General features: G+C 68.7%; 31 protein-coding genes. 6 read left to right on the forward strand and 25 right to left on the reverse strand.

Annotated elements, in window-relative coordinates; translation table 11 throughout:
* From ACIG36_RS00715 to ACIG36_RS00790, 16 genes are all read right to left on the reverse strand, one after another.
* On the reverse strand, positions 1-474 hold the full coding sequence (locus ACIG36_RS00715; RefSeq protein WP_399919710.1) for a hypothetical protein: 474 nt from the start codon (positions 472-474) through the stop codon (positions 1-3).
* Positions 475-487: 13 nt separating this feature from the next.
* Entirely contained in the window at positions 488-1,000 is a 513-nt protein-coding gene (locus ACIG36_RS00720; RefSeq protein ID WP_399919712.1) for a hypothetical protein, read from the reverse strand.
* A gap of 87 nt (positions 1,001-1,087) precedes the next feature.
* Positions 1,088-2,467 (reverse strand): phage major capsid protein, encoded by a 1,380-nt coding sequence (locus ACIG36_RS00725; RefSeq protein WP_399919714.1) that lies wholly within the window; start codon positions 2,465-2,467, stop codon positions 1,088-1,090.
* Positions 2,464-3,624 carry a head maturation protease, ClpP-related gene (locus ACIG36_RS00730; RefSeq protein ID WP_399919716.1) on the reverse strand — a complete coding sequence of 387 codons (1,161 nt, stop codon included), beginning with the start codon at positions 3,622-3,624 and terminating at the stop codon, positions 2,464-2,466. The genes ACIG36_RS00725 and ACIG36_RS00730 overlap by 4 nt, the downstream gene beginning before the upstream one ends.
* A 51-nt stretch (positions 3,625-3,675) precedes the next feature.
* A complete protein-coding gene (locus ACIG36_RS00735; RefSeq protein WP_399919718.1) occupies positions 3,676-5,901 on the reverse strand; it encodes a phage portal protein in 2,226 nt (741 codons plus the stop codon).
* On the reverse strand, positions 5,898-6,068 hold the full coding sequence (locus ACIG36_RS00740) for a hypothetical protein (RefSeq protein WP_399919720.1): 171 nt from the start codon (positions 6,066-6,068) through the stop codon (positions 5,898-5,900). The genes ACIG36_RS00735 and ACIG36_RS00740 overlap by 4 nt, the downstream gene beginning before the upstream one ends.
* A complete protein-coding gene (locus ACIG36_RS00745; protein ID WP_399919722.1) occupies positions 6,068-7,453 on the reverse strand; it encodes a phage terminase large subunit in 1,386 nt (461 codons plus the stop codon). The genes ACIG36_RS00740 and ACIG36_RS00745 overlap by 1 nt, the downstream gene beginning before the upstream one ends.
* On the reverse strand, positions 7,450-7,950 hold the full coding sequence (locus ACIG36_RS00750; RefSeq protein WP_399919724.1) for a hypothetical protein: 501 nt from the start codon (positions 7,948-7,950) through the stop codon (positions 7,450-7,452). The genes ACIG36_RS00745 and ACIG36_RS00750 overlap by 4 nt, the downstream gene beginning before the upstream one ends.
* A 112-nt stretch (positions 7,951-8,062) precedes the next feature.
* Positions 8,063-8,308: a hypothetical protein gene (locus tag ACIG36_RS00755; protein ID WP_399919726.1), complete on the reverse strand. Its 246-nt coding sequence runs from the start codon at positions 8,306-8,308 to the stop codon at positions 8,063-8,065.
* A 716-nt stretch (positions 8,309-9,024) separates the two neighbouring features.
* Complete coding sequence (locus ACIG36_RS00760; protein ID WP_399919728.1) at positions 9,025-9,531, reverse strand: hypothetical protein; 507 nt, start codon at positions 9,529-9,531, stop codon at positions 9,025-9,027.
* Positions 9,528-9,815, reverse strand: coding sequence for a hypothetical protein (locus ACIG36_RS00765; protein WP_399919730.1), 288 nt, complete (start codon positions 9,813-9,815; stop codon positions 9,528-9,530). The genes ACIG36_RS00760 and ACIG36_RS00765 overlap by 4 nt, the downstream gene beginning before the upstream one ends.
* A 307-nt stretch (positions 9,816-10,122) precedes the next feature.
* Complete coding sequence (locus tag ACIG36_RS00770; protein WP_399919732.1) at positions 10,123-10,257, reverse strand: hypothetical protein; 135 nt, start codon at positions 10,255-10,257, stop codon at positions 10,123-10,125.
* Between the two features lie 7 nt (positions 10,258-10,264).
* Complete coding sequence (locus ACIG36_RS00775) at positions 10,265-10,414, reverse strand: hypothetical protein (protein ID WP_399919734.1); 150 nt, start codon at positions 10,412-10,414, stop codon at positions 10,265-10,267.
* Complete coding sequence (locus tag ACIG36_RS00780; RefSeq protein WP_399919736.1) at positions 10,411-11,463, reverse strand: DUF2637 domain-containing protein; 1,053 nt, start codon at positions 11,461-11,463, stop codon at positions 10,411-10,413. The genes ACIG36_RS00775 and ACIG36_RS00780 overlap by 4 nt, the downstream gene beginning before the upstream one ends.
* A gap of 67 nt (positions 11,464-11,530) precedes the next feature.
* The gene (locus ACIG36_RS00785; protein WP_399919738.1) at positions 11,531-11,779 is read right to left on the reverse strand and encodes a hypothetical protein; all 249 of its coding nucleotides are present in this window, start codon (positions 11,777-11,779) and stop codon (positions 11,531-11,533) included.
* Positions 11,779-11,955 carry a hypothetical protein gene (locus ACIG36_RS00790; protein ID WP_399919740.1) on the reverse strand — a complete coding sequence of 59 codons (177 nt, stop codon included), beginning with the start codon at positions 11,953-11,955 and terminating at the stop codon, positions 11,779-11,781. The genes ACIG36_RS00785 and ACIG36_RS00790 overlap by 1 nt, the downstream gene beginning before the upstream one ends.
* Positions 11,956-12,143: 188 nt before the next feature.
* On the opposite strand from ACIG36_RS00790, the gene ACIG36_RS00795 reads away from it, so the two are divergent.
* Positions 12,144-12,434: a hypothetical protein gene (locus ACIG36_RS00795; RefSeq protein ID WP_399919742.1), complete on the forward strand. Its 291-nt coding sequence runs from the start codon at positions 12,144-12,146 to the stop codon at positions 12,432-12,434.
* 66 nt (positions 12,435-12,500) lie between these two features.
* Positions 12,501-13,001 (forward strand): hypothetical protein, encoded by a 501-nt coding sequence (locus ACIG36_RS00800; protein WP_399919744.1) that lies wholly within the window; start codon positions 12,501-12,503, stop codon positions 12,999-13,001.
* A 262-nt stretch (positions 13,002-13,263) separates the two neighbouring features.
* On the opposite strand, the gene ACIG36_RS00805 is transcribed toward ACIG36_RS00800, so the two are convergent.
* Entirely contained in the window at positions 13,264-13,554 is a 291-nt protein-coding gene (locus tag ACIG36_RS00805; RefSeq protein ID WP_399919746.1) for a hypothetical protein, read from the reverse strand.
* Between the two features lie 503 nt (positions 13,555-14,057).
* Here ACIG36_RS00805 and ACIG36_RS00810 point away from each other — a divergent pair.
* The gene (locus ACIG36_RS00810; protein WP_399919748.1) at positions 14,058-14,246 is read left to right on the forward strand and encodes a hypothetical protein; all 189 of its coding nucleotides are present in this window, start codon (positions 14,058-14,060) and stop codon (positions 14,244-14,246) included.
* Between the two features lie 92 nt (positions 14,247-14,338).
* Here ACIG36_RS00810 and ACIG36_RS00815 read toward each other — a convergent pair whose 3' ends face one another.
* The 4 genes from ACIG36_RS00815 to ACIG36_RS00830 form a co-directional block, all read right to left on the reverse strand.
* A complete protein-coding gene (locus ACIG36_RS00815) occupies positions 14,339-14,479 on the reverse strand; it encodes a hypothetical protein (RefSeq protein ID WP_399919750.1) in 141 nt (46 codons plus the stop codon).
* Between the two features lie 233 nt (positions 14,480-14,712).
* Complete coding sequence (locus ACIG36_RS00820; protein WP_399919752.1) at positions 14,713-14,940, reverse strand: hypothetical protein; 228 nt, start codon at positions 14,938-14,940, stop codon at positions 14,713-14,715.
* Between the two features lie 59 nt (positions 14,941-14,999).
* On the reverse strand, positions 15,000-15,266 hold the full coding sequence (locus ACIG36_RS00825) for a hypothetical protein (protein WP_399919754.1): 267 nt from the start codon (positions 15,264-15,266) through the stop codon (positions 15,000-15,002).
* A gap of 60 nt (positions 15,267-15,326) precedes the next feature.
* Entirely contained in the window at positions 15,327-15,707 is a 381-nt protein-coding gene (locus ACIG36_RS00830; RefSeq protein WP_399919756.1) for a hypothetical protein, read from the reverse strand.
* A 103-nt stretch (positions 15,708-15,810) separates the two neighbouring features.
* Between ACIG36_RS00830 and ACIG36_RS00835 the strand changes: the two genes are divergently transcribed.
* From ACIG36_RS00835 to ACIG36_RS00845, 3 genes are read left to right on the forward strand one after another with little or no spacing between them, the layout of a single operon-like run.
* Positions 15,811-16,014 (forward strand): hypothetical protein, encoded by a 204-nt coding sequence (locus ACIG36_RS00835; RefSeq protein ID WP_399919758.1) that lies wholly within the window; start codon positions 15,811-15,813, stop codon positions 16,012-16,014.
* Positions 16,015-16,064: 50 nt separating this feature from the next.
* Positions 16,065-16,352 (forward strand): hypothetical protein, encoded by a 288-nt coding sequence (locus tag ACIG36_RS00840; protein WP_399919760.1) that lies wholly within the window; start codon positions 16,065-16,067, stop codon positions 16,350-16,352.
* Between the two features lie 40 nt (positions 16,353-16,392).
* The gene (locus ACIG36_RS00845; RefSeq protein WP_399919762.1) at positions 16,393-16,791 is read left to right on the forward strand and encodes a DUF6221 family protein; all 399 of its coding nucleotides are present in this window, start codon (positions 16,393-16,395) and stop codon (positions 16,789-16,791) included.
* Positions 16,792-16,965: 174 nt separating this feature from the next.
* On the opposite strand, the gene ACIG36_RS00850 is transcribed toward ACIG36_RS00845, so the two are convergent.
* The 4 genes from ACIG36_RS00850 to ACIG36_RS00865 form a co-directional block, all read right to left on the reverse strand.
* A complete protein-coding gene (locus ACIG36_RS00850; RefSeq protein ID WP_399919764.1) occupies positions 16,966-17,094 on the reverse strand; it encodes a hypothetical protein in 129 nt (42 codons plus the stop codon).
* A 235-nt stretch (positions 17,095-17,329) separates the two neighbouring features.
* On the reverse strand, positions 17,330-17,578 hold the full coding sequence (locus ACIG36_RS00855) for a response regulator transcription factor (RefSeq protein ID WP_399919766.1): 249 nt from the start codon (positions 17,576-17,578) through the stop codon (positions 17,330-17,332).
* 2 nt (positions 17,579-17,580) lie between these two features.
* On the reverse strand, positions 17,581-17,859 hold the full coding sequence (locus ACIG36_RS00860; protein WP_399919768.1) for a hypothetical protein: 279 nt from the start codon (positions 17,857-17,859) through the stop codon (positions 17,581-17,583).
* A gap of 39 nt (positions 17,860-17,898) precedes the next feature.
* Positions 17,899-18,567, reverse strand: coding sequence for a hypothetical protein (locus ACIG36_RS00865; RefSeq protein WP_399919769.1), 669 nt, complete (start codon positions 18,565-18,567; stop codon positions 17,899-17,901).
* Positions 18,568-18,687: the final 120 nt, after the last annotated feature.

Consider the following 18,687-nt stretch of genomic DNA (forward strand, 5'->3'; position numbering starts at 1 on the left):
CTAGCCAGCCACCAGGGTGGCACCGTCGGTCAGCGGCACCCAGGTGCAGTACCAGGTGACCGCGCCGTCGGGGGTGGTGCCCGTGGTGACCTGCTCGATGTCGCCGGTGGTGACGACGAGGCCCTGAAGGGCGGTGCCGCCGCCCTTGACGATGTCCGGCGCGGTGGCGGCGGTGTCGTCCGGGTCCATCAGGAAGCCCAGCACGGTGCCGGCCGCGGTGTCGGTGGTGCCGATGTCGGTGGCGGTGACGATGTCCGCGGTATCCCCGGTGGTGGGGTTCGCCTGGAGCTTGACCGTGTTGGCCACGGTGATGGCGGTGGTGACCACGCCCCACAGAGCGGTGATCATCACCTCGCCGCCGGCCACGGTGAAGATGGTGCGGGTATCGGCTGCGAACGCGCCGGAGGGGCTCGCAACCGGGGCTCCGCCGAGCAGGAGGTTCCGGAACTGGGAGCCCTGGACGATGACAGACATGGGTCAGGGCTCCTCAGGTGTTGAGGTTGGCGAGGTTGGTGGGCTTGCGCTGTACGTGCAGGTCGAGCGCCAGGTTGATGATCGACACGTACTTGCTGCCGTTGGTGCCCAGGTCCGGAACGTTGAGGGACACCCACTCGAACCCGTCGCTCAGCTGCGAGGCGCCCACCTCGACGACGACCAGCTGCTGGGCCGAAGCGGTGCCGACGTTCGTGATCTCGGAGGCGGCGGTCTGGCTGCCCTCGGTCCAGGTCTCGTCACCGTCGAGGGTGGCCTCGTCCTGGTAGTAGTACTTGGTGATGATGTCCAGGTCCTGGCTGGTGCCGCCGGTCGCGGCATTGTGCTCCTGGAGGTCCAGGTCGAGGATGTCGGTCGAGCCGGAGCCGGCCACGACGAGGAAGGCGACGGTGTCGCAGTCCTTCATGTGGACGCGGTTGCCGGTGATGGCAGCGGCTACGGCGTCCGTGGGGACGGCGCCGACGCTGGCGTTGAAGACCCTGCCGAGTCCCCGTGCTCCTGTGGTCATGGTGTTGCCTCTCCGAGCGGGGGGTTAGTGCCGCTCTGGGGTTGGCCCGGGGCGGGGGTTGATTGCCGCTTCCCGGGCTGGCTGGGGTTAGGCGCGGGCGGCGAGCTGGACGAACGGGCTGAGGGTCGGGCCGTTGTTCTGCGGCGTGATCGCGGACTGGAGCCACGGCCGGCCGTCGACGCGCTGGATGATCCGGTACGCGGTCTGGTCGTTCTGGAACTTGAAGTGCGGGCTCGACATGGCGCTCATGACCTGCCGGTCACCGATCAGGTAGAACCCGAAGTCCACGAAGGAGATGTCGCCCTGGTCGCCGAGCAGACCAGGGGCCTTCTCGGTGAAGATGACCGGCCGGCCCAGGATGGTCATGGGCGGGCCCTCGACGCCGTTGTTCAGCCACACCGCCGAACCACCCGTGCCGACGCTGAGCGCCATGGTGGCGAGCTCGGGGAAGACGTCGTTGGAGGCGATCCACACGGCCCGGTTCAGGCTGCTGGGCAGCATGCGGGCGTACATCTTGACGATGTTCTCCCACACGATCGTGTCCGCCGCCTGGCCGGACTCCTTGGCCACCGCGATGATCGCGGAGTTGTTGGCGTCGAGGACGCCCAGGGGTTCGCCGACACCGGAGCCCTTGATGAAGGCGATGTCCTCGTAGAAGCCGAGGGCCTCGGGGAAGATCTCGTCAAGGAACGCCTGGAAGCTGACCGCGGAGTCGGAGATCAGCTCGTTGGGAACCTCGCTGTACGCGGTGAGCTTCTTCGCGTCCAGGACGATCCGGGAGAACGCGGCCTGCGACGCGGTGAGCGCGGCGCCTTCCTCGGTCCAGTAGCCGACCACGCCGCCGTACACGCTGGAGACGTTGGACGTGGAGTCGATCGCGGGGAACGGCACCCGAAGCGTCTCCATGGGGATGACGCGTGCGCGGGGCCTAACGATAGAGGTCTCCAGCGACACCCGCAGCATCTCGGACCGGAGCGTCTCGGGGATCAGGAATCCGCCCTCGGAGGGCACGGTCGAGGAGAACGCGTTGCGCACGCGGGTGAGCTTGGCCTGCATGTCCGCGGTACGGTTCGCGTTGTGCCAGATAGTGCGGAAGTACTCCGCGCTGTTGGTGAATTCCTTGTCCAGCACAGCGCCCATCGCGCGGGGGTTGTGCAGGTTGTTGCGCGCGCTGCCGTGGGCCACGACTTGCTCGGGCGTCAGGTTGATGCGTCCGACGCCCTCGGGCTGCTCGTCGCGCAGCCAGTCAGCCAGGACCCGCTGAGTCTCTTCCTTGACCTGGGTGGCAATGGCCAGGTCCCGGTTGTGCACCGACCGGGCGTAGTTGGTGATGAACTCCCCGAACTCGCCGTTCTTGCCCGCGAAGACCTTCTGCATGGCCTTGCTGTCACCAAGCATGGCCTCCAGCTCGGCGGCCGTGGTCGGGATGGTGATGCGCTCCGGGTCCGCCCCGGTGGTGGTGTTCACAGTCGTGCCTCCCATAGGGCGCGCTCGAAGAGGGTTCGGTCGATGCTGGGTACCGGTTCGGCGGGCACCTGGTCGGGCGCTGCTGTCTCCGGGGGTGCTGGCGCGTCGGTGGCGACGCTGTTCATGAGGGCGCGGAAGTACTCGACGGCCACCTCACCGGCGGCAGCTGCCGGCTCGGGGGCAGTGGCTGTCACGGGTGCGAGTGGATCCGCGACCGCGAGGCGCTGCCGCTCGGGTTCGGCCGGGGCATCAATGGCCACGCCGGCCATGAGGGAACGGAGGTACCCGGGGTCGTAGTCGGGCATCGGATCGGCCGCGGCATCCAGAGCAGCCCGGAAGACACCCGGGTCGAAAGTGAACACAGGGTCGGGTTCGCTGACCGCCGGATGGTCGTCAGGGGCTTCGGTGTGAAGGGCAGCCTCGGCGACGGGCTCGCCGTCAGTGGCCGCACTGTTCGTCACGGCCACTGCGGCCGGGGCGGGTGCTTCCTCGCGGCTCGCATACCGGAACACGCTCAGGTCCCAGGAGGCGGCCATAGGCATGTCCTGTGCCTCGTCCGGCTCCTCGCGCCGCTGCGGCTTGGCCACCTCGTCGGCCAGCCCCGCCTCGACCGCCTCCGCCGCCGAGTACCAGGTCTCGGCAAGCATCCTGGTGCGCCACTGCTTGACGGTGCCGCCAGCGCGCTCGGCGTAGATGGAGGCGATGTTGTCGGACTGCCGGTCCAGGAGTTCGGCCATCTCCCGCATGTCGCCGGCATTGCCGATGCACAGCCCGGAGCCGTCGTGAATCATCATCTGCGAGTGCGGCTGCATCACGATGCGGTCACCGGCCATCGCGATGACCGAGGCGATGGATGCGGCCAGGCCGTCGACGTAGGTAGTGATGCGGGCTCGATGGGAGCGCAGCGCGTTCATGATGGCGATGCCGTCGAAGATCTCCCCGCCCGGCGAGTTGATGCGCAGCGAGATTTCGGGGGCGTCGAGGGCCTTGAGGTCGGCGATGAAGTCGGAGGCGGTGACGCCGAAATAGCCGATCTCGTCGTAGATGGCGACCTCTGCGGCGCCGTCGGCGAGGTTGCGGATGCGGTACCAGTCCGTGCGGCCGGCACGGAGCGCGGCGCGGGGGCGTGCCGTTCTTAATCGCTCATGCATCGGCATCGGCTGCCTCCCAACGGTGCTGGTCCGAGGATATGACAACGTTGTCATAGGTCATTGTGCACTATTCCAGCGAGCAACTACCGTGCCACGGCATCGGATCCCGCCCTCGCACTCCCGATAGGGCCCCGCCCCGTAGGCTGCTTGGGCCTCGCCGAGGTCCTCGAACTCGGTGCCGTCGATGCTCCGGCAGGGGCCGCACGTATTGCCGTCCAGCTTCTCCGAGGCGTAGTACCGCGCTTTCGGGGCTGCCCCGAGGGTGGCCAGGCGACCGAGGTTCTGGGCCCGGTGCAAGGCGCCGCCGAGCTGATCGCGGCGGAACCGGATTTTCAGCGACCGCAGGAACTCGGTTACCGCATCAGCGACCTGGCGTCCCGCAGCGCCTGGAGTGAACAGCCTCAGCGCCTCGCGGCCCGCGGCGCCGGCCAACTCAACCCCGAGAAGGCCGACTGTCGCGGCCGCGATCTCGATCAACTCGCCGCCGAACGCCGCCCGCAGCCGGGGCACCGCAGCGTTGCGCAGGCCTTCGTCGACACGCGGCGGTGTCACCTTCACGCCCTGCTCGGCGGCCTCTGCAGCCATCTGCTCCGCCGCTACGGTCGCCATGTCCGCAAGGGCGCCGCGAAGGATGCTGGCGGCCGTCTCGCTGTCGACGCTGAGCGTTGCGAGCGCGGCAACGTCCTCGTCATCGACCGCGGCCTGGATCTGGTCGGCCAGCTGCTCGTACTGTGCCTCAGCTACGTCCTCCCACGCCTCGAGGAGGCGTTCCAGGTGCTCCTCGAACTGCGCCCGGACCGGCTCCAGGTCCGGCTCCTCGTCCCCGTCCTGGGCCCGGACCGTGGTGCGGGGGTGGCGGGGACGGGCTCGGGCGAGATCGAAGAACGACGCCACGGGCTCCGGCTGGGACGCGGCCTGGGCGTGGTGGTGGATGTCGAGCCGTGCAGCAGGAGCCGGCGGCGCCGTCGGCGTGACCTGCGGTGCAGGACTGGCAGCAGGCGCTGGCGGCTCGGGCACCTCAATGCCGAGGAGCGGCAGGATGGTCGGGGCCAGGGCGGCCGGCGCGGCGGTGACCAGCTTGATCAACAGTTCCCGGTCCTGATCGGCCCCGGGCTGGCCGAACGCGATCTCCGGCAGGCCTACGGCCGCCAGAACCTCGGGCCCGTAGGCGCCAGCCTCGATCAGCGCCTGAGCAGCCGTGGCCTTTGCGACGAGGGCGGCGTTCTCCGCCTCAGAGTCCGCGGGCACGGGGCTGCAGTAGTCGAACTCCAGCTCTCGCGCGGCCGGGCCGTACAGCGGCAACAGATCGTTGTTCAGGGCCTGCTTGATGCGCTCGAGGCGGGGCACGGTGAGGTACTCGGCGAACCAGGCTTTGCTGGCCTCGGCGGTCGCTCGGTTCACGTCGTCGACATCGCCAATGGCGAACTTCGGGATGCCGAACGCTTCGCGGATCACGTCGCGGGAGACGGAGCGCAGCTCGGCGAACTGCATGTCGCGCTGGGACAACTTGCGGTCGACCCACTGACCTTGCTCGATGACCGCGACCCGGTGTGCGTTGGCTACACCCTTGTGCTGCTCGTTCCAGCGCATGGTCATCTCGTCGAACTCGTCGTCCGACAGGCGCTTGTCGACCTGGATGATGCCGCCCGGCTCGGCGCCGTTCAGGAAGAACTGGCGGTTCCACTCGGCGCTGTACCGGGCCGAGTCGAGGTCGGTGAGAATCGCCTGCACTGGCCCCATGCCGCGGTAGGGGTCAAGCGGGTGGGGCATGCGGAGTTGAATGACGTCCTCGGTGCGCAGCGCAATCTGTTCCCCGCCTGGTCCGGTGTACATGTAGCCGGACAGGAAGTCTGTCGGGTGCGGCACTGGCTGCATGCGGTCCGGCCGAACCGGCCACAGCTCCAGCGGCAGCGGCGACCGCGGGTTGCGCGCAATGACCCACCAGCCTTCACCGGTCAGGTCGATGTGCTGCTGGACGATCTCCACGTTCTCCTGGCGCGTGTAGAACTTGTTCGGGGCGTTCCACAGGTCCAGAGCGGCGTGGCTGGTCACCTCGACGCGGTCCTCGAGCAGGCCAGAGCGGCTCTTACGCCACAGCTTCCACTCAACCTGTGCCGTCGCGTTCGACGTCCGGTTGACGATGGCGAAGAGTGTCCCCACGCTGCCCATGGCCCGCATCTGGGCCTCGGCGCCGGTCGGCTGCCGCCACGGCAGCGCGAGGTTCCGGGCGGCCACGTAGGGGACCGGCGTCTTGTTGAAGAGGGTGCGCAGCGGCGACTTCATCGGGACTCCCCGGTCAGGTACTCCAGCACCAGCAGTGCCACGCCGGAGGCAGCGAGCCCGGCCGGCGTTCCCCATGCGGTCCACGCCGAGGCGGTCAGCGCGCTGAACCCGGACAAGGTCAAGACCCCGGTGCGCGCCGCTTTGAGCTTGCCTACCAGTCCTGTCATCAGAGCCTCCGGATGCGTGGTCGGGCGGACAGATCCCGCTCGGCGACGAGGTAGCGGGCGGCGTCGCACCCGTGGTCGTTCTCCTTCAGCGGCTCTTCCTTCAAGCCGCCAGCCGCACCCGGCTTCACCGCCCATACGTAGCCGACGAGCTCCTCTTCGGTGCACGTCGGTCGCTTGGTGTCGAGGAGCTCCTGGTCGCGCTCGACGACGGCGCCGCGCACGATGTACAGCCGCGGCCGTCCGTCACCGGTCTTCCGGAGGCGGCCCTGAACGGCTTGGATGCCGTCGGTGACGCTCTTGCGGGCTGGGATGGTGCCGATGCCCAGCTCTCGCTCGAGGACGGCGCGGCCTTCGGCGTCGTGGTCGCAGATGATCCCCCTCGGTCTGGGCTCGGTCCATTGCCGGCCGTGGTGGGCAAACCGCTCGGCGCCGACTGGATGCTCGTAGCCGGGGGTGGGCTCGGTGCAGGTGGCCAGGGCGTCGCGGGCGTGCTGGTCGACGGTTCTGCGGGTGCGGTAGATCTCGCGGTACAGGTACAGCCGGCCGTCAGGGTCCTCGGCCCACATCTGGATGACCTGCGGGTTGGTGAAGCCGAAGTCGACCGCCCACCACCTGGTCCAGGCGTCGGGGATGGGGAAGGGGTCGAGCAGGTGGACTGAGGGATCGAAGTCCTCGTAGATCAGGCCCTCTGCGGCTACCCATTTGCCGAGGCGTAACCGGGCGTGCCGGACGCCGGTGAGCGCGTCGAGTTTGCCGATGTAGTCCCGACCGCGCTCGGTGATCTCCCCGGAGCTGGGATGGAAGAGGATCGGGTTGTCCTCGTGCTTGCAGTGGAGCATGACCGTCCGGCCGGAGTCGCAGCGCCGCTTGAGCCAGTGGTGCGGGACATCTGGGTTGCAGTCGGCCATCAGCTGCTGGAAGGAGATGCGGCCGTTGCGGAGGCGGGTGGTGATCGCTTCCCAGTCGGTTTCCGTGAGCTCGGTGGCCTCCTGGACGTAGGCGACGTCGTACTCGGAGGACATGATCCGGGTCGCCTTGTCCATGCCGCCGACCGTGATGACGCTGCCGTTGGCGTAGCGGTACTGGGGGGACTCCTGGGGGCTGCCGCCGTACCAGCGCACCACGCCTGCGTCGAGCGCTTCCTTCGCGACCCACTCGCGCCACGTCACGAGGGCCGTCGAGCCGAGTGAGGCGAGGGTCTTGCGGATGATGATCCCGCGCATCCCGGGGTTGAGCAGGGCGAGCAGGTGGAGTTTCTCCAGGCAGGCGCGGGACTTGCCGGTGCCGGCCGGGCCGGACATCAGCACCTCGGGGGCGCGGCAGTGCATGACCTCCTGGGCGCTGCCGTGGGGCTGGAATGCGTGCTCCAGCTGCACGGCGGTCACTTGAGCTGGTCCATGTCGACGCCGACGATCTCGTAGCGCACCCCGCCGGAGACCTGGGTCTTGGTGGCGGCGTCCAGACCGAGGAGCTTGGCGCGGCGCTCCTGAATGCGCAGGAGCCGGTCGATGGCCTGGAGCACCGGGCCATCGTCGGCGAGGGGTTCGCCACCCTCGTAGATGATCTTTCCTTGAGACACGGTGACGTGGCGGCGCTCCAGCACCTCGACCGCGCGCTCGTACAGCCGGTCCAGGCGCTCCAGCTCCAGCGTGCGGACCTCTTCGGCCGGCTCCTGGACGATGGCCTTCAGTGCGCGCTGTACGGCTTGGTGGGCGGTGTGGACGTCGATGCCGAGGTGCTCGGCGATGCGGCGGTAGTGCCAGCCTTTGGCGCGGAGTTCGGCGGCTTCGGCGTCGCGGCGCGCGGCTTCGGGGGTGTAGATCCATTTGCCGTCGCCGCCGCGGGCTTGCGTGCGGGTGTCCTCGCTCGGCTCGTCTGGCATTGCCCACCTCCCGAGCACCAGCGTATGACAACGTTGTCAATCGTAGCTGCGCACACGACGATGCCCTGCTGCCACCGAGGCGAGCAGGGCATGAACACCGATGTGCGGGCCGTCAGTCGGGCGGCCGCGGCGGCTCCACGCAGGCGCCAGCGTGGGTGTCGGCCTCGCCTGCGATGGTCTTGCACGTGTCGTAGTCCGACAACTCCACGGTCGCCTCGTTGCTGTTGCCGCAGCCGGCGCAGCGCCAGCGGTATTGCGTGACGGGCAGGAACGGGTCCTCTGTCGAGTCGACGGTCCGTTCCACGGTGATCGTGGCCCCGGCCTCGTTGGGGAATTCGGCGACGACGGTGATCCTCATGTGCTCCTCCTGCGGTTAGGCGCTTTGGGTTTGGTGGCTGTTGTCGTGGATCGTCAGCCCGTATTCGTGCCGTCGAACTGTGGGCGTAGCTGTAGTTGTAGCCGGGTCTGTAGCTGTGTCCTGACCTGCGACAACTACAGCTACGTCGGCGGGCACAGCAGCGGTCGGGGGGAGGGGAGGGAGGTCCTTCACCCGCACCCCTGTGGACACCCGGCCGGCGTGCCGGACGGATGGCGACACGGGCACTCCGTGTTCGTCACACAGGTCCCTCACGCTCGCGGTGTCCTTGGGGTTGCCGGTGAGGTGTTCGGCGATGGTAGTGAGGTGGGCGCCGGCGCCCCCTGCGGCGAGCTCCCGGACGAGAGAGGAGAACTCCTCCAAGGAGACCTCCGGTTCGGATTCGTGCGGGGGTGCGTCGGCGGCCTCGGTTGGCTTCCCAGGCGCAGGTACGGTCCCTTGCTTGGTGCGCCAGGCCAGTAGGCACCAGGCGGGCGTGAGGGCCCACAGGACCGCCGGGTGGGCGACCACCAACCCCCCGACTTCCCCCACCCCGGCCAGGACGAGGACCGTACGGACGGCTGGTCCGAGGGCAGCGCGCCATCCGGTCAGGTCGTCGCGGTAACCACGCTTACACCAAGCGCAGACCCCCCTGGTGATCCACCGGGCGAGCGCGGCGGAGCCTTCCGTCAGGCGCGTCGCGATGTACTGGAGGCGGCTCACAGTGTCCATGCGCCTTCCAGACCGGAGCGCAGAGTCGCGCCCAGACCGTTGACGGCGCCGGGCAGCCAGTAGAGGGCTCCGGCCACCCCGGCCGTGAAGGTAAGCGACGTCCCGCAGACCGCTCCCCCGACCATGCGCCGCCGGTCGGCCTTGCCCGACAGCCGCCAGGCGGCGCCTGCGGCGACGGTGGCGAGAAGAACGACGACGCCACCCTCTGAGGTGAGGGCACCGAGAGAGCCGTGGGCGATGGCGCCGCCTGGCGCTGCGCCCGTCGTTCCGTGTACCACCGTGTCGCCGACGCGGTTTACCCCTGCGGCGGAGCAACTGGCGAGCCAGCCGAGGACGCCGCCCGCGCACATTGTGGAGACGGATCCCAAGAGGAAGTAGCCGCCAAAGGGAGCCAGGTCCTTGGGGTTTCGTCCGCCCTTCCACCAGGGCTTGAGGTTGAGGTAGAGGATGCTGAGGTCGATGCCGGCGCCAGCGAGGGTGATGGTGGTGTTCATCGGTGGACTCCGGTGAGGGCGGTGACGGGGTCGTAGAAATCGATGGCGCCCATGACGCCGATGAGCGTGACGACGATTCCCGTCCGGGCGATGAGCTGGCGCAGAGTGCCGCTGGCGCGCCGCTCGGCGGCAAGGGCAGCGCCGAGAGGGCCGAGGCTGAGGGCGTAGGCGACGGGGATGCCGAAGCTGCGGGACTCGTGGACGGTGTAGGCCCAGGTGGTGGCGATGCTGTAGCCCCAGGGCATCTGTAGGAGGGCGATGACGCCGCCGACGAACGTCTGCACGGGCCGTACGTGCGGGGCGAGTACTTCCCAAAGGCGAGTCCAGAAGCTCGGTTCGGGATCTGGCTGGGGTCCGACGAGGTCGACGACGACCCGTACCTCGAGCGGTGTCGCCGGGGGCGTGGGTGGCAGCCAGTCCCTCGGCGGGACTGGGGGCGGGATGACCGGGGGCGGCGGGGGTGGGGGAGCAGCGGTGCGCCACGGTGGGAGGTCCGTCGTGCCGGGAGGCGCGGGGAGCAGTGGCGGGGCGGTCGGGATGGGCTGGCCGGCGGGGATGACGCGGGTCGGCGTGATGGGCTCGGGCACAGTGTCACCGGACCCAGACAGCGAGGATCACGGCGACAACTGCCAGTCCGGCCGCAATCTGACGCAGGGCACGGGGGGCATCCGAGTCGCAGGCGAGCACGATGAAGACCAGGACGGAGAACAGCAGGGCTTCGAACACGGTTGCCTCACTTCGTGAAGAGGGCGGCGATGGTGACGACAGATACGGCGATGAGGGCGGGGAGTACGGCGCGGCCAGATGCGCGGAGTGCGCAGGCGATGAGGCCGGCGGCGGCGAGGAAGGCGTCGATGGGCCAGAGCCAGGGGAGGATGGTCATGCGTATCCGCCCCCGCCCTTGCCGACGCCGTCGATCACCAGCTGCTCCTGGCCCGCCTGGCGCGCACGCCTGGCTTCGCGGGACAGGACCGTGCGGACGTACGCGGGGTCGACGGGAAGGCGGCTGAGACTCTGAGCCCGTTTGGCGATGTCCGCGGCCCGTGCATCCGGTCCGAGGCATGATGCGGCGTCCAGGATGGCTCGTGTCTTGGAGACCGGCGGCAAGGCTCCGACCTGCGGCGCATCGTGAGGCGCAGCACCGGCATCAGTCGGCGCATCGCCGCGCTGCACGGTGATGTGTGGCCTGTCTTCGTGCAGGACGAGAGCCACCTGGACGGCGTCCACGATCACGCCGTACCGGATGAGCAGCGAGGCGAGTTCGCTCGGCGTCAGTCCCGGCTGCGATTCGTGCACGATCTCGATGGCCTTAGCGGGGTCCATCGCGGAGAACCGCTCACGCAGCCTTTCGGTGGCGGTGTACGTCCGTGTTGGCTGCGGGCGAGGCTCAGGCTCTGCCGGCGGGCCGGTAGGGCTGACCACGTGTTCCACCACGTGCTTCTTCGTCCGGGCCCACGCCTCCTCCCGGGCCAGCAACCAGCCCCAGACGCCAAGGCGAGGCAGCGTCGCGGGCTTCTCGCCGTCCTCGGCGCGAAGGCGTGAGCGGGTCGCAGACCATGACAGCCCTGCGAGGAGGAGAAGGGCGACGGTGGGCGTGGCGAAGAGCAGGAAGGCGCCAGTGCCGCCATGGATGAGGTTGGCGTGGAGGCGGTTGAGGTAGATCGAGACGGCGGCGAGGCCAAGGGTGGCGCAGTGTGGGCCAAGGGCTGAGCGCCGTTCGCGGATGGCCTGCCCTGCGAGGAAGAGGCAGGCCATGGCCGTGCCGTCGAAAACGGCGGCCGTGCCGATGGCGAGGAGATGGGGGACGCCGTATTCGCCGTGGGCGACCGTGTAGAGGGACCAGCCGGTCATGCCGGCCGCGGCCCCGCCGATCGGAATGAGGCTGGCCCACCAGACGATTCGGGCCCTGAAGCGGACCTTCAAGCGTTTCACGTGCTGCTCCTGGGCGGAGGAGGGCCGGGCCCGGCGAGGAGAGTGGCGGGCCCGGCGGTCGGGGGGATCAGCGGTGCTCGGCGCAGGCCTTGCTCGGCCACTCACACGACTCGCACCTCAGCTGCGCCTGGCAGGTCCGGCAGCTGATGGAGGGCTCCATGTGTCGGGTGCAGAGAGTGGCGACGAACGCGCCGGCAACGTTGCTGTGGGTGGAGTGGAGTGCCTTGACGGCGAGGTGCAGGGGATCGATTGCGCCGCACGCGTCGGTGAACACCTCGAGGACTTGGTCGTCGGCGTTGAAGACGGCGTAGATCATCAGCTGCGCGCCTTGCTGCGGCTGAGGCGCTGCCGCTTCACCTCGACGGTGCGAGCGCCGGATCCAGCCTGGTAGTCCCCGGCGCAGGCTTCGGGCGTGGCGGGCTCGTCAACGATCGGGTGAGAGCGGCCGGTGGGGTTGTGGTCGTCTTCGGCCGGGGTGTGGGTACGCTCCATGGCGGACCACTCCTTCGTCGCTGTTGTGGGTGGTCTGGCCCCGGTCCATGTGGCGTTGCAGCGCCGGGCCGGGGCCGACTCATGAGCAGTGCGTGGACTGCCTTCCCTCACTGTAGGGGGTTCCCCTACAGTGAGGGAAGCGGCCCGCCCGAAGAAAGAGGCCGGATTTGAGCGAGGAGGCGAAGCGAGTGTTCGACGCCCTCGATGAGCTCGAAAAGATTGCCGACCCAAAGGCGCGGGCCGTCGCGCTGGGCGAGGTCCTCAAGCGCATGCCGAGTCAGAACAAGCGCCTCAAAGAAGCGCGGCAACAGGCCGTGAACGAGCTGCTCGCCCGTGACGGCGCGTCCCTGCGCTCGGTTGGCGCAGAGCTCGGCATCAGCTTCTCCACTGTGCAGGACATCGCCAAGGGCTACTCGGGGTCAGGAAAGAGCCGGCCGAAGCAGCAGAACCTGGGCTCCGGGGAGCAGCAGTCTGAGTAACTCCCGAGCAATCGGACGGTGCGTCTCCCTAGACTGGCTCGGTCTCCACGGAAGGAATGATCACAAATGCGACCCGCGCGATTCCAGGAGTTCGCCGTCAAGGCCCTGGCTCAGGCCCCAGACATCCGGACGGTGGAGCCGTGGAACGAGGGCACAAGACGACCCTCAGGCCTGAAGATCGAGTTCACGACCGGAGCACAGATCTGGACAGGCATCACCTACGCCCGTGCCGATGGAGAGAAGTTCGAGGACGCGGACGGCAACCCCGTCGACGAGGCCCCCGTGGATGGTGAGCCGCCGGCCGAGGTCTCGCTGCCCGAGCTGGTTCAGGGCGGGAAGATCCCCGTCAAGGGCGCGGAGCTGTATCTGGTAGGGGCTCTCATCAACTCAAGGAACCCGGAGATCGCCGAGGCGTACGGGTACTCTCACGGGACCTCCCCGACCATGTACCCGGGGTTCGGGGTGAACTTCCACAATGGCTCGCGCATCTTCTGTGTCTTCGAGTACGCCCTGCGGTCCGGGCAAGAGCGGCCGAGCGGGAGCCGTGAGCTGCCAGAGGCGGTCTAGCAGTTGATCTTTGCTAACCCCCATTATCTGTGCGTCTTCCGATGGACGCTCGATGAGGAGGGGTTCATGCGGTTCGATCCAGGGATGTGTGCTGGGAACTGCCCGGCCTGCGGCCAGGTCGTGGGGGCGGAGCCGGGTGAGCAGGTGGCGCACCACCAGGCACCGGACGATCGGTCCACGTGCCCGGGGAGCGGCCAGACCGCCCAGTAGTACGGAGCCCCCGCCTCCTGTCCTGAGGCGGGGGCTCCGTGCTGTCTGGCAGCTACTCGCCAGCCGGCGCCTCCGACGTTTCCGTGGTGCCGAGGAGGCCGCCGGGGTCGATGCGGCCATCATCGCCGACGACGCCCGCGTCGCGTAGGCCCACGCTGATGACGAGTGCTTCGTAGTCGTCCTTTCGCAGGGGCTCGCAGGCGGCCGGCTTGGTCTTGTCGCCGTCGGACCGGTCGGCGATTGCCTGGGCGCAGCGCGTCTCGATCTCGGCCCGGGTGGCCTGGTTGGTGCAGCCGGCAAGTGCTGCGAGGAGGACGGTTGAGGCGGTGATGCGTGCGCGCATGAGCTTCCTCTGGTGGTGCGGTTGAGGGGCGCATCATGCGGCGCCGGTGATGCGGCGCGCCGAGCTGTGGCGGAATGGTGCCCGAATGTTCGATTGGAAAGAATTTTCGGAAAGATCTTCTTTCGCGGCTACTGGGTGGCGCATCCCGATCTTCGCCGTCAAACCCGGCTAGCGTCACCTCATCCCAACCAAAGCGAGGTCGGCCCATGACGTCCATTCGTACCTACAACGGCACCATCTACCTCTGCGCCTCGTGTGGCCAACCCTCCTTCGAAGACCCGCAAGTTGGCCCAAGCCACTTCAGTGAGCAATGGGACGGGATTCACTGCCCGCGGTACCCACTGGCAGGAGCCCGGATCAAGGTGGAATGGGACTGGGAGTCACTCCGGGACCTGAAAGTGAGGTATCCGGACACGCACCCGGACAGCCCACGCCGACGGACCAACAGCGCGGTGTAGTGGACCGGTCGTGACCACGCGCTCCTGCACCCGGTTGAACGTGCCGTGGACGACGTTACGCGCCTGTGGGCGCTGATTGAGGACCAGGGCGAGCGGCTGCCGCTGGCGACGCTGGGCGAGATGCGGGCCGTGGTGGCACTGCTGCAATCCTGCGCGGTTGGGGAGGGCGCTGCAGCGCAGGTGGCGGACGAGTTGGCCGGGCGGCTGGCTCGCCGCCTACCCGCGGACGAGTAGTTCCCGGACACCTCCCGGACGTGTCCGGGGCCTCTACTCCACCTGAAGCGCCCGGCCCGCCCGGTCGTGGGCCGGGCGGGCCCGGTCGAGCTCTACTGCTCGTCGTTGGCTTCGGCTTGCACGGCGGACGTCAGGTCCTGCATAGCCTGGGTGGCCTTTTCAGCGGCTTCGGTCACCTCTTCGATGCCGTCAGCGAGGCGATCGAAGGGCGGCTGTGAGTTGCGCTCGGTCATGGGTGCTCCTTGAGTTGAAGATGCGGTGATCGAGTCTGCCGACGTGCGGATGATCGCGGGCGTATTCGATCAAACATGCCCGGATACGTGTTCGTGTTGTGATAGTGGCGCGCCCCGCAGAAGAGTTCTGCCAGCACAGTGCACAAGCGGCGTGCGGTGGGTCACACGAGCTGCTCGTCGAGGAGGATGCGGCCCGGATACGGCTCCGGACCGCATCCGCCGGAGCGGGGCGGTCAAGTCGCGTGTGCGGCGGCGTGGTCGTCGGCGAGACGCTGGAGCTCGTCAGTGGTGTTGCCGGTCGCGCAGATGGCACGGTCGTTGCCCTGCTTGACGCTGAGGCGCCATTGCCTACCGATGTGGACGAGGGTGTACTTCCAGGCACCGTCACTGCTCGTTGCGTGATATGCCCCGTCTGGCCATTTGGCCTTGCGCCAGGTCAGGTTGGGCCACGAAAGACGCATGATCCCCTCCAGGGGTCTGAGGGCCCGGCGGCGAGTGGCCGCCGGGTGGAGAAGCGGCTTCAGGTGCGGCGGCGGGCGGCCTCGGCGATGCAGGCGGTGCGTAGTTGGTTCTCGTAGAGGGCGGCGGCGTGCAGGCTGTCGATGTCCGGCGCCTGGACGGTCAGTCCGGGTGCAACGCGAATGTAGTGGACGCTCCCCGTCTGGTCTCCGTCGGCCACGACGCCGACCTGGCCGGCCTCGTTCATGAGCAGGACGACCGTGGCGTTCACCGTGTGGCGTCCGAGCTTGTATGTGACTCGTTCGCCGACGAGAGGGCTCTCCGGCATGGGCTTCTCCTTGCTGTTCGCGTTGCTGGTCTGGGCCGTGTGCTGCGCCGTGTAGTTGGTCTATGCGGCCTCCGTGAAGAGGGTGCGGTCGGTGAAGTGTCGGGTGGCCTTGTAGGTGCGGAGCGCGGTGTACAGGGCGGGGTCGGCGGGGGCGTAGACGTGGACGTGAATCCACTTGCCGGTGGTGCGGTGCTGCGCCCAGACCATGAGGGGCTCGGCGCCGAGGTGGGCGGTCCGGTAGGCCTTGGCGACGTGGCGGCCGTACCAGGAGCGCTGGCCGTCGGGGAGGTCGGCGCCGAGGCGGTCGAGGATGTCGCCGGTGCGGAGGAGGCGGCCGGTGTCGACAAAGTGGGCGACGAGGCCGGAGAGGGTGCGGTAGCCGAGGGCCTTGGTGGCGCGGAGTGCGGCGGTGATGGTGCGGCGGATGGCGGTGAGCTTCACGGTTCCCCCTGACACTTGGTGTACGTACACCATAGCGCGAGGTGTACGTACACCACAAGGGGTTCTCTGGATTTCCTGTACGTACACCGCGTACTGTTTGCCCATGCCAAACGCCCCCCGCACCCAGCACCGATCAGTCCGGATCTCAGACGAGGACTGGGCCGACCTGGCCGCCCGCGCCCCCGGCGGCGACCGCGCCGGCGTCATCAAGGACTTCATCGCCTGGTACCTCCGACGGCCCGACGCCAAGCTGCCCCAACGGCCGCCCGCCGGCCCTGGGCCCGAGTCCCCGGCGCACGGCAAGTGATCAGGCCATAAGCGGCGTGAGGGCTCCGAGCTGGCGATAGGTTTCCACGCATGGACGAGTTGATTGCCTATGGCGGCACGGCCGAGGGGTGCCCGGTCGAGTGGTGCCCAGTGCGCTGGGACAGGGCACCTTTTGCGAGTGATGCAGAGGCCGTCGCGCATCTTGCTCAGCACAGCATCAATGACCTGGCTTGGTCACTGCTCACCTACAAGGCGCTGGTGCAGCACATCCTCGGCGCTGTCGACCAGCCCGGAGGTATCCGCACGGAGCAGCACATGGAAGAGCTGATGCAGGATGTCGACGACACTGCGGCCCGGTCGCCTGCCCGCCCGCAGTAAGCCGGCAGTGATGTCCTGGCTCCGGAAGGATGGTGATGTGGTGAGCGTCGACCTGGAGGCGTTCCTCCGCGCCCGCTTCGACGAGGACGAGCGGGTGGCCAGCGCAGCGACGCCCGGCCCGTGGCGCTACAACCCCGACAAGGTATGGAACCTGCCGGGCCAGCACTTCGGAGAAGAGTTTGTGGCGGCTGGGACGGTGGACAAGCCCATCTGCGTAGCCGGCACCGGGCCAGCGGATGACCCGAAGAGTATGGCTGACGCTGCCCACATCGCCCAGCATGACCCGGCCCGCGTCCTCGCCGAGGTCGAGGCTAAGCGACGCTTGATCGAGGACACCTGGGGCGGACCGGACCACGAGGACATGTGGCTGCATCACATGCGGCTGCTCGCCCTGCCGTACGTCGATCACCCGGACTACCGCGAGGAGTGGCGGCCCTGAGGGTCGTTGCAGTCGCACCACGTGCTTCGCGGGCCGGGTGATGGTCGTACGGGCCAGACGGTGGCGTAGCGCTCGGCGCAGTGCCACCTGCTCCCCGGGGTGTGGTCGGCGGGCCAGGAGCAGCGGACGGGCCGCCATCGGTACCAGCGCCATGACGGGCACCGCCGGCCGGGCCTACTCACCGCTGTCTTCCGCTGGTTCGGAGTCATCTCGGGCCGTGTCGAGGTAGCGCTGGAAGGTCCCGCAGGTGCACCAGTGGGTCTCGTGGATGAGGCACACGTCAGCGTGTGTCGGGTCGCTCATGGTCGCGCGTCCTTTGAGTGGCAGGGGCAGACGTAGGGCGCCTTGCAGAACTTGCAGACCGCAGGCGTCTTGCTGCCGCTGAGTCCGGTGTGGCGCTGGCAGTAGCCGTGATCGCCGTGCAAGCAGCTGGTGGAGAGGTAGACGTGGTGGCTAGCCACCCGATGCGCTGCGCGGAGCAATGCTCCGGGGAGGGCGCGGCGGAGGCGGAGCCCTATCCGGATCGTGTCCGTGCTGGTCATGCGGCTGTCCGCTCGGTGTAGGTGTCCAGGAGTCCGCGGCGGTAGGCGATGGCCACGGCGTGGGTCTTGCCACGGGCGCCCAACTTGATGTTGATGCGCAGCAGGTGGGTCTTCACGGTGTTCTCGGACAGGAACATGCGCGCGGCGATGCTGGCGATGTAGTGGCCGTGGCTGACGGCTTCGAGGATCTCGAGTTCGCGGTCGGTCAGTGGCGCGCCGAGTTGGGGGCGGGTCGGGGTGGCCATGGTCAACCTCCGTTGTTGTCGAGGGCGGTGGTGATGCGGTCGGCGATTTCGGTGGCGCCGCACTGCCAGAGGCAGCTGGCACCGGTCTCGGCGAGCTGGGCGGCCAGGGCGCGGATCTGCTCGAGGGTGGCCGCGGCCTGGCAGTGGGTGGCGTAGCAGCCGGTGCTGTGCTTCGGGGCGTTCGTCTGGTGTGTAGAGGTGGCGCCAGCGGCCTTCGTCGTCGACGGGGCAGGAGCGGCACTGCACGCCGCCGAGGGCGGTGATCGAGTTGTGCTTGTCACCTCGGTGGCCGCACAGGCAGAGCGGGGCGTTGTCGCTGGTCATGAGTCCTGCCGGCGCGGGAGGGCGGGGCGCTCGTGGCCGGCGGTTTGTGGTGCCTCGAGGAGGCTGAGGACCTGGGCCTGCACAGTGTTGTCAGCCAGCTGGCCGGCGTATGCGCGGATCCGGCTGAGCCGCTCGCGAAGGTCGCGGTTCTCGAGGCCGAATGCCAGGACGAGGCTGCGCCGCTGCGCCAGGGCGGCCGTGAGTACCTCCATGGCGCGGTCGCGGACGGCGAGGACGGCGTCTGTGATGGCTTCGGTGCGGTGGTCGGGGGGTGCCCATTGGGCCGCGCGGATGGCGTCGGCGTACTGGCGGCGGATGGGGTCCGGCGGTGTCCGCAGGCTGTCCGGCTCATCGTCCCCTGGGAGGACGTCTGTGCAGGTGGGACACGATCCGGACAGGGGCAGCGGTGTGTCCGGACGGGTGTCTTCGGGGTCGGCCCAGATGATGCGGGTGGCGCCGGCGTGGCCGTGTACGGCCATGGCGTCCTCGAGGCGGTCCCAGGCCACGGTGGAGGGGTGTGGGCCGCGCCATCGGACGGAGACCGTGCCGTCGGGCCACACGATGCCGTCGGCGACGATGCCGGTGCCGCTGACGCCGCTGATGTCGTGGTCGCGCTGCAGGACGAATGGCTGGCCGAACTCTGCTGCCCGCGGCGGGTTGTTCATGGTGCCTCGCTCTCGGTGCCGATGTGGCGAATGGCTGGATGGGTGCCGGACGGACGATCTGAGCCGCCAGGCGGCCCGGGGGCGTTCGCGGCGTCCACGGCGCTCAGATGGCCGTCTAGG

Origin of the sequence: Streptomyces sp. NPDC053048 (assembly GCF_044547045.1) — a bacterium.
Lineage (GTDB): Bacteria > Actinomycetota > Actinomycetes > Streptomycetales > Streptomycetaceae > Streptomyces.

Excerpts from the sequence above, each read along its gene's own strand:
- ACIG36_RS00715 (WP_399919710.1), bottom strand. The coding sequence starts at position 474 with ATGTCTGTCATCGTCCAGGGCTCCCAGTTCCGGAACCTCCTGCTCGGC.
- ACIG36_RS00720 (WP_399919712.1), bottom strand. The coding sequence starts at position 1,000 with ATGACCACAGGAGCACGGGGACTCGGCAGGGTCTTCAACGCCAGCGTC.
- ACIG36_RS00730 (WP_399919716.1), bottom strand. The coding sequence starts at position 3,624 with ATGCCGATGCATGAGCGATTAAGAACGGCACGCCCCCGCGCCGCGCTC.
- ACIG36_RS00735 (WP_399919718.1), bottom strand. The coding sequence starts at position 5,901 with ATGAAGTCGCCGCTGCGCACCCTCTTCAACAAGACGCCGGTCCCCTAC.
- ACIG36_RS00740 (WP_399919720.1), bottom strand. The coding sequence starts at position 6,068 with ATGACAGGACTGGTAGGCAAGCTCAAAGCGGCGCGCACCGGGGTCTTG.
- ACIG36_RS00750 (WP_399919724.1), bottom strand. The coding sequence starts at position 7,950 with ATGCCAGACGAGCCGAGCGAGGACACCCGCACGCAAGCCCGCGGCGGC.
- ACIG36_RS00755 (WP_399919726.1), bottom strand. The coding sequence starts at position 8,308 with ATGAGGATCACCGTCGTCGCCGAATTCCCCAACGAGGCCGGGGCCACG.
- ACIG36_RS00760 (WP_399919728.1), bottom strand. The coding sequence starts at position 9,531 with ATGAACACCACCATCACCCTCGCTGGCGCCGGCATCGACCTCAGCATC.
- ACIG36_RS00775 (WP_399919734.1), bottom strand. The coding sequence starts at position 10,414 with ATGACCATCCTCCCCTGGCTCTGGCCCATCGACGCCTTCCTCGCCGCC.
- ACIG36_RS00785 (WP_399919738.1), bottom strand. The coding sequence starts at position 11,779 with ATGATCTACGCCGTCTTCAACGCCGACGACCAAGTCCTCGAGGTGTTC.
- ACIG36_RS00790 (WP_399919740.1), bottom strand. The coding sequence starts at position 11,955 with ATGGAGCGTACCCACACCCCGGCCGAAGACGACCACAACCCCACCGGC.
- ACIG36_RS00800 (WP_399919744.1), top strand. The coding sequence starts at position 12,501 with ATGCGACCCGCGCGATTCCAGGAGTTCGCCGTCAAGGCCCTGGCTCAG.
- ACIG36_RS00805 (WP_399919746.1), bottom strand. The coding sequence starts at position 13,554 with ATGCGCGCACGCATCACCGCCTCAACCGTCCTCCTCGCAGCACTTGCC.
- ACIG36_RS00815 (WP_399919750.1), bottom strand. The coding sequence starts at position 14,479 with ATGACCGAGCGCAACTCACAGCCGCCCTTCGATCGCCTCGCTGACGGC.
- ACIG36_RS00820 (WP_399919752.1), bottom strand. The coding sequence starts at position 14,940 with ATGCGTCTTTCGTGGCCCAACCTGACCTGGCGCAAGGCCAAATGGCCA.
- ACIG36_RS00825 (WP_399919754.1), bottom strand. The coding sequence starts at position 15,266 with ATGCCGGAGAGCCCTCTCGTCGGCGAACGAGTCACATACAAGCTCGGA.
- ACIG36_RS00835 (WP_399919758.1), top strand. The coding sequence starts at position 15,811 with ATGCCAAACGCCCCCCGCACCCAGCACCGATCAGTCCGGATCTCAGAC.
- ACIG36_RS00840 (WP_399919760.1), top strand. The coding sequence starts at position 16,065 with ATGGACGAGTTGATTGCCTATGGCGGCACGGCCGAGGGGTGCCCGGTC.
- ACIG36_RS00850 (WP_399919764.1), bottom strand. The coding sequence starts at position 17,094 with ATGAGCGACCCGACACACGCTGACGTGTGCCTCATCCACGAGACCCAC.
- ACIG36_RS00855 (WP_399919766.1), bottom strand. The coding sequence starts at position 17,578 with ATGGCCACCCCGACCCGCCCCCAACTCGGCGCGCCACTGACCGACCGC.
- ACIG36_RS00865 (WP_399919769.1), bottom strand. The coding sequence starts at position 18,567 with ATGAACAACCCGCCGCGGGCAGCAGAGTTCGGCCAGCCATTCGTCCTG.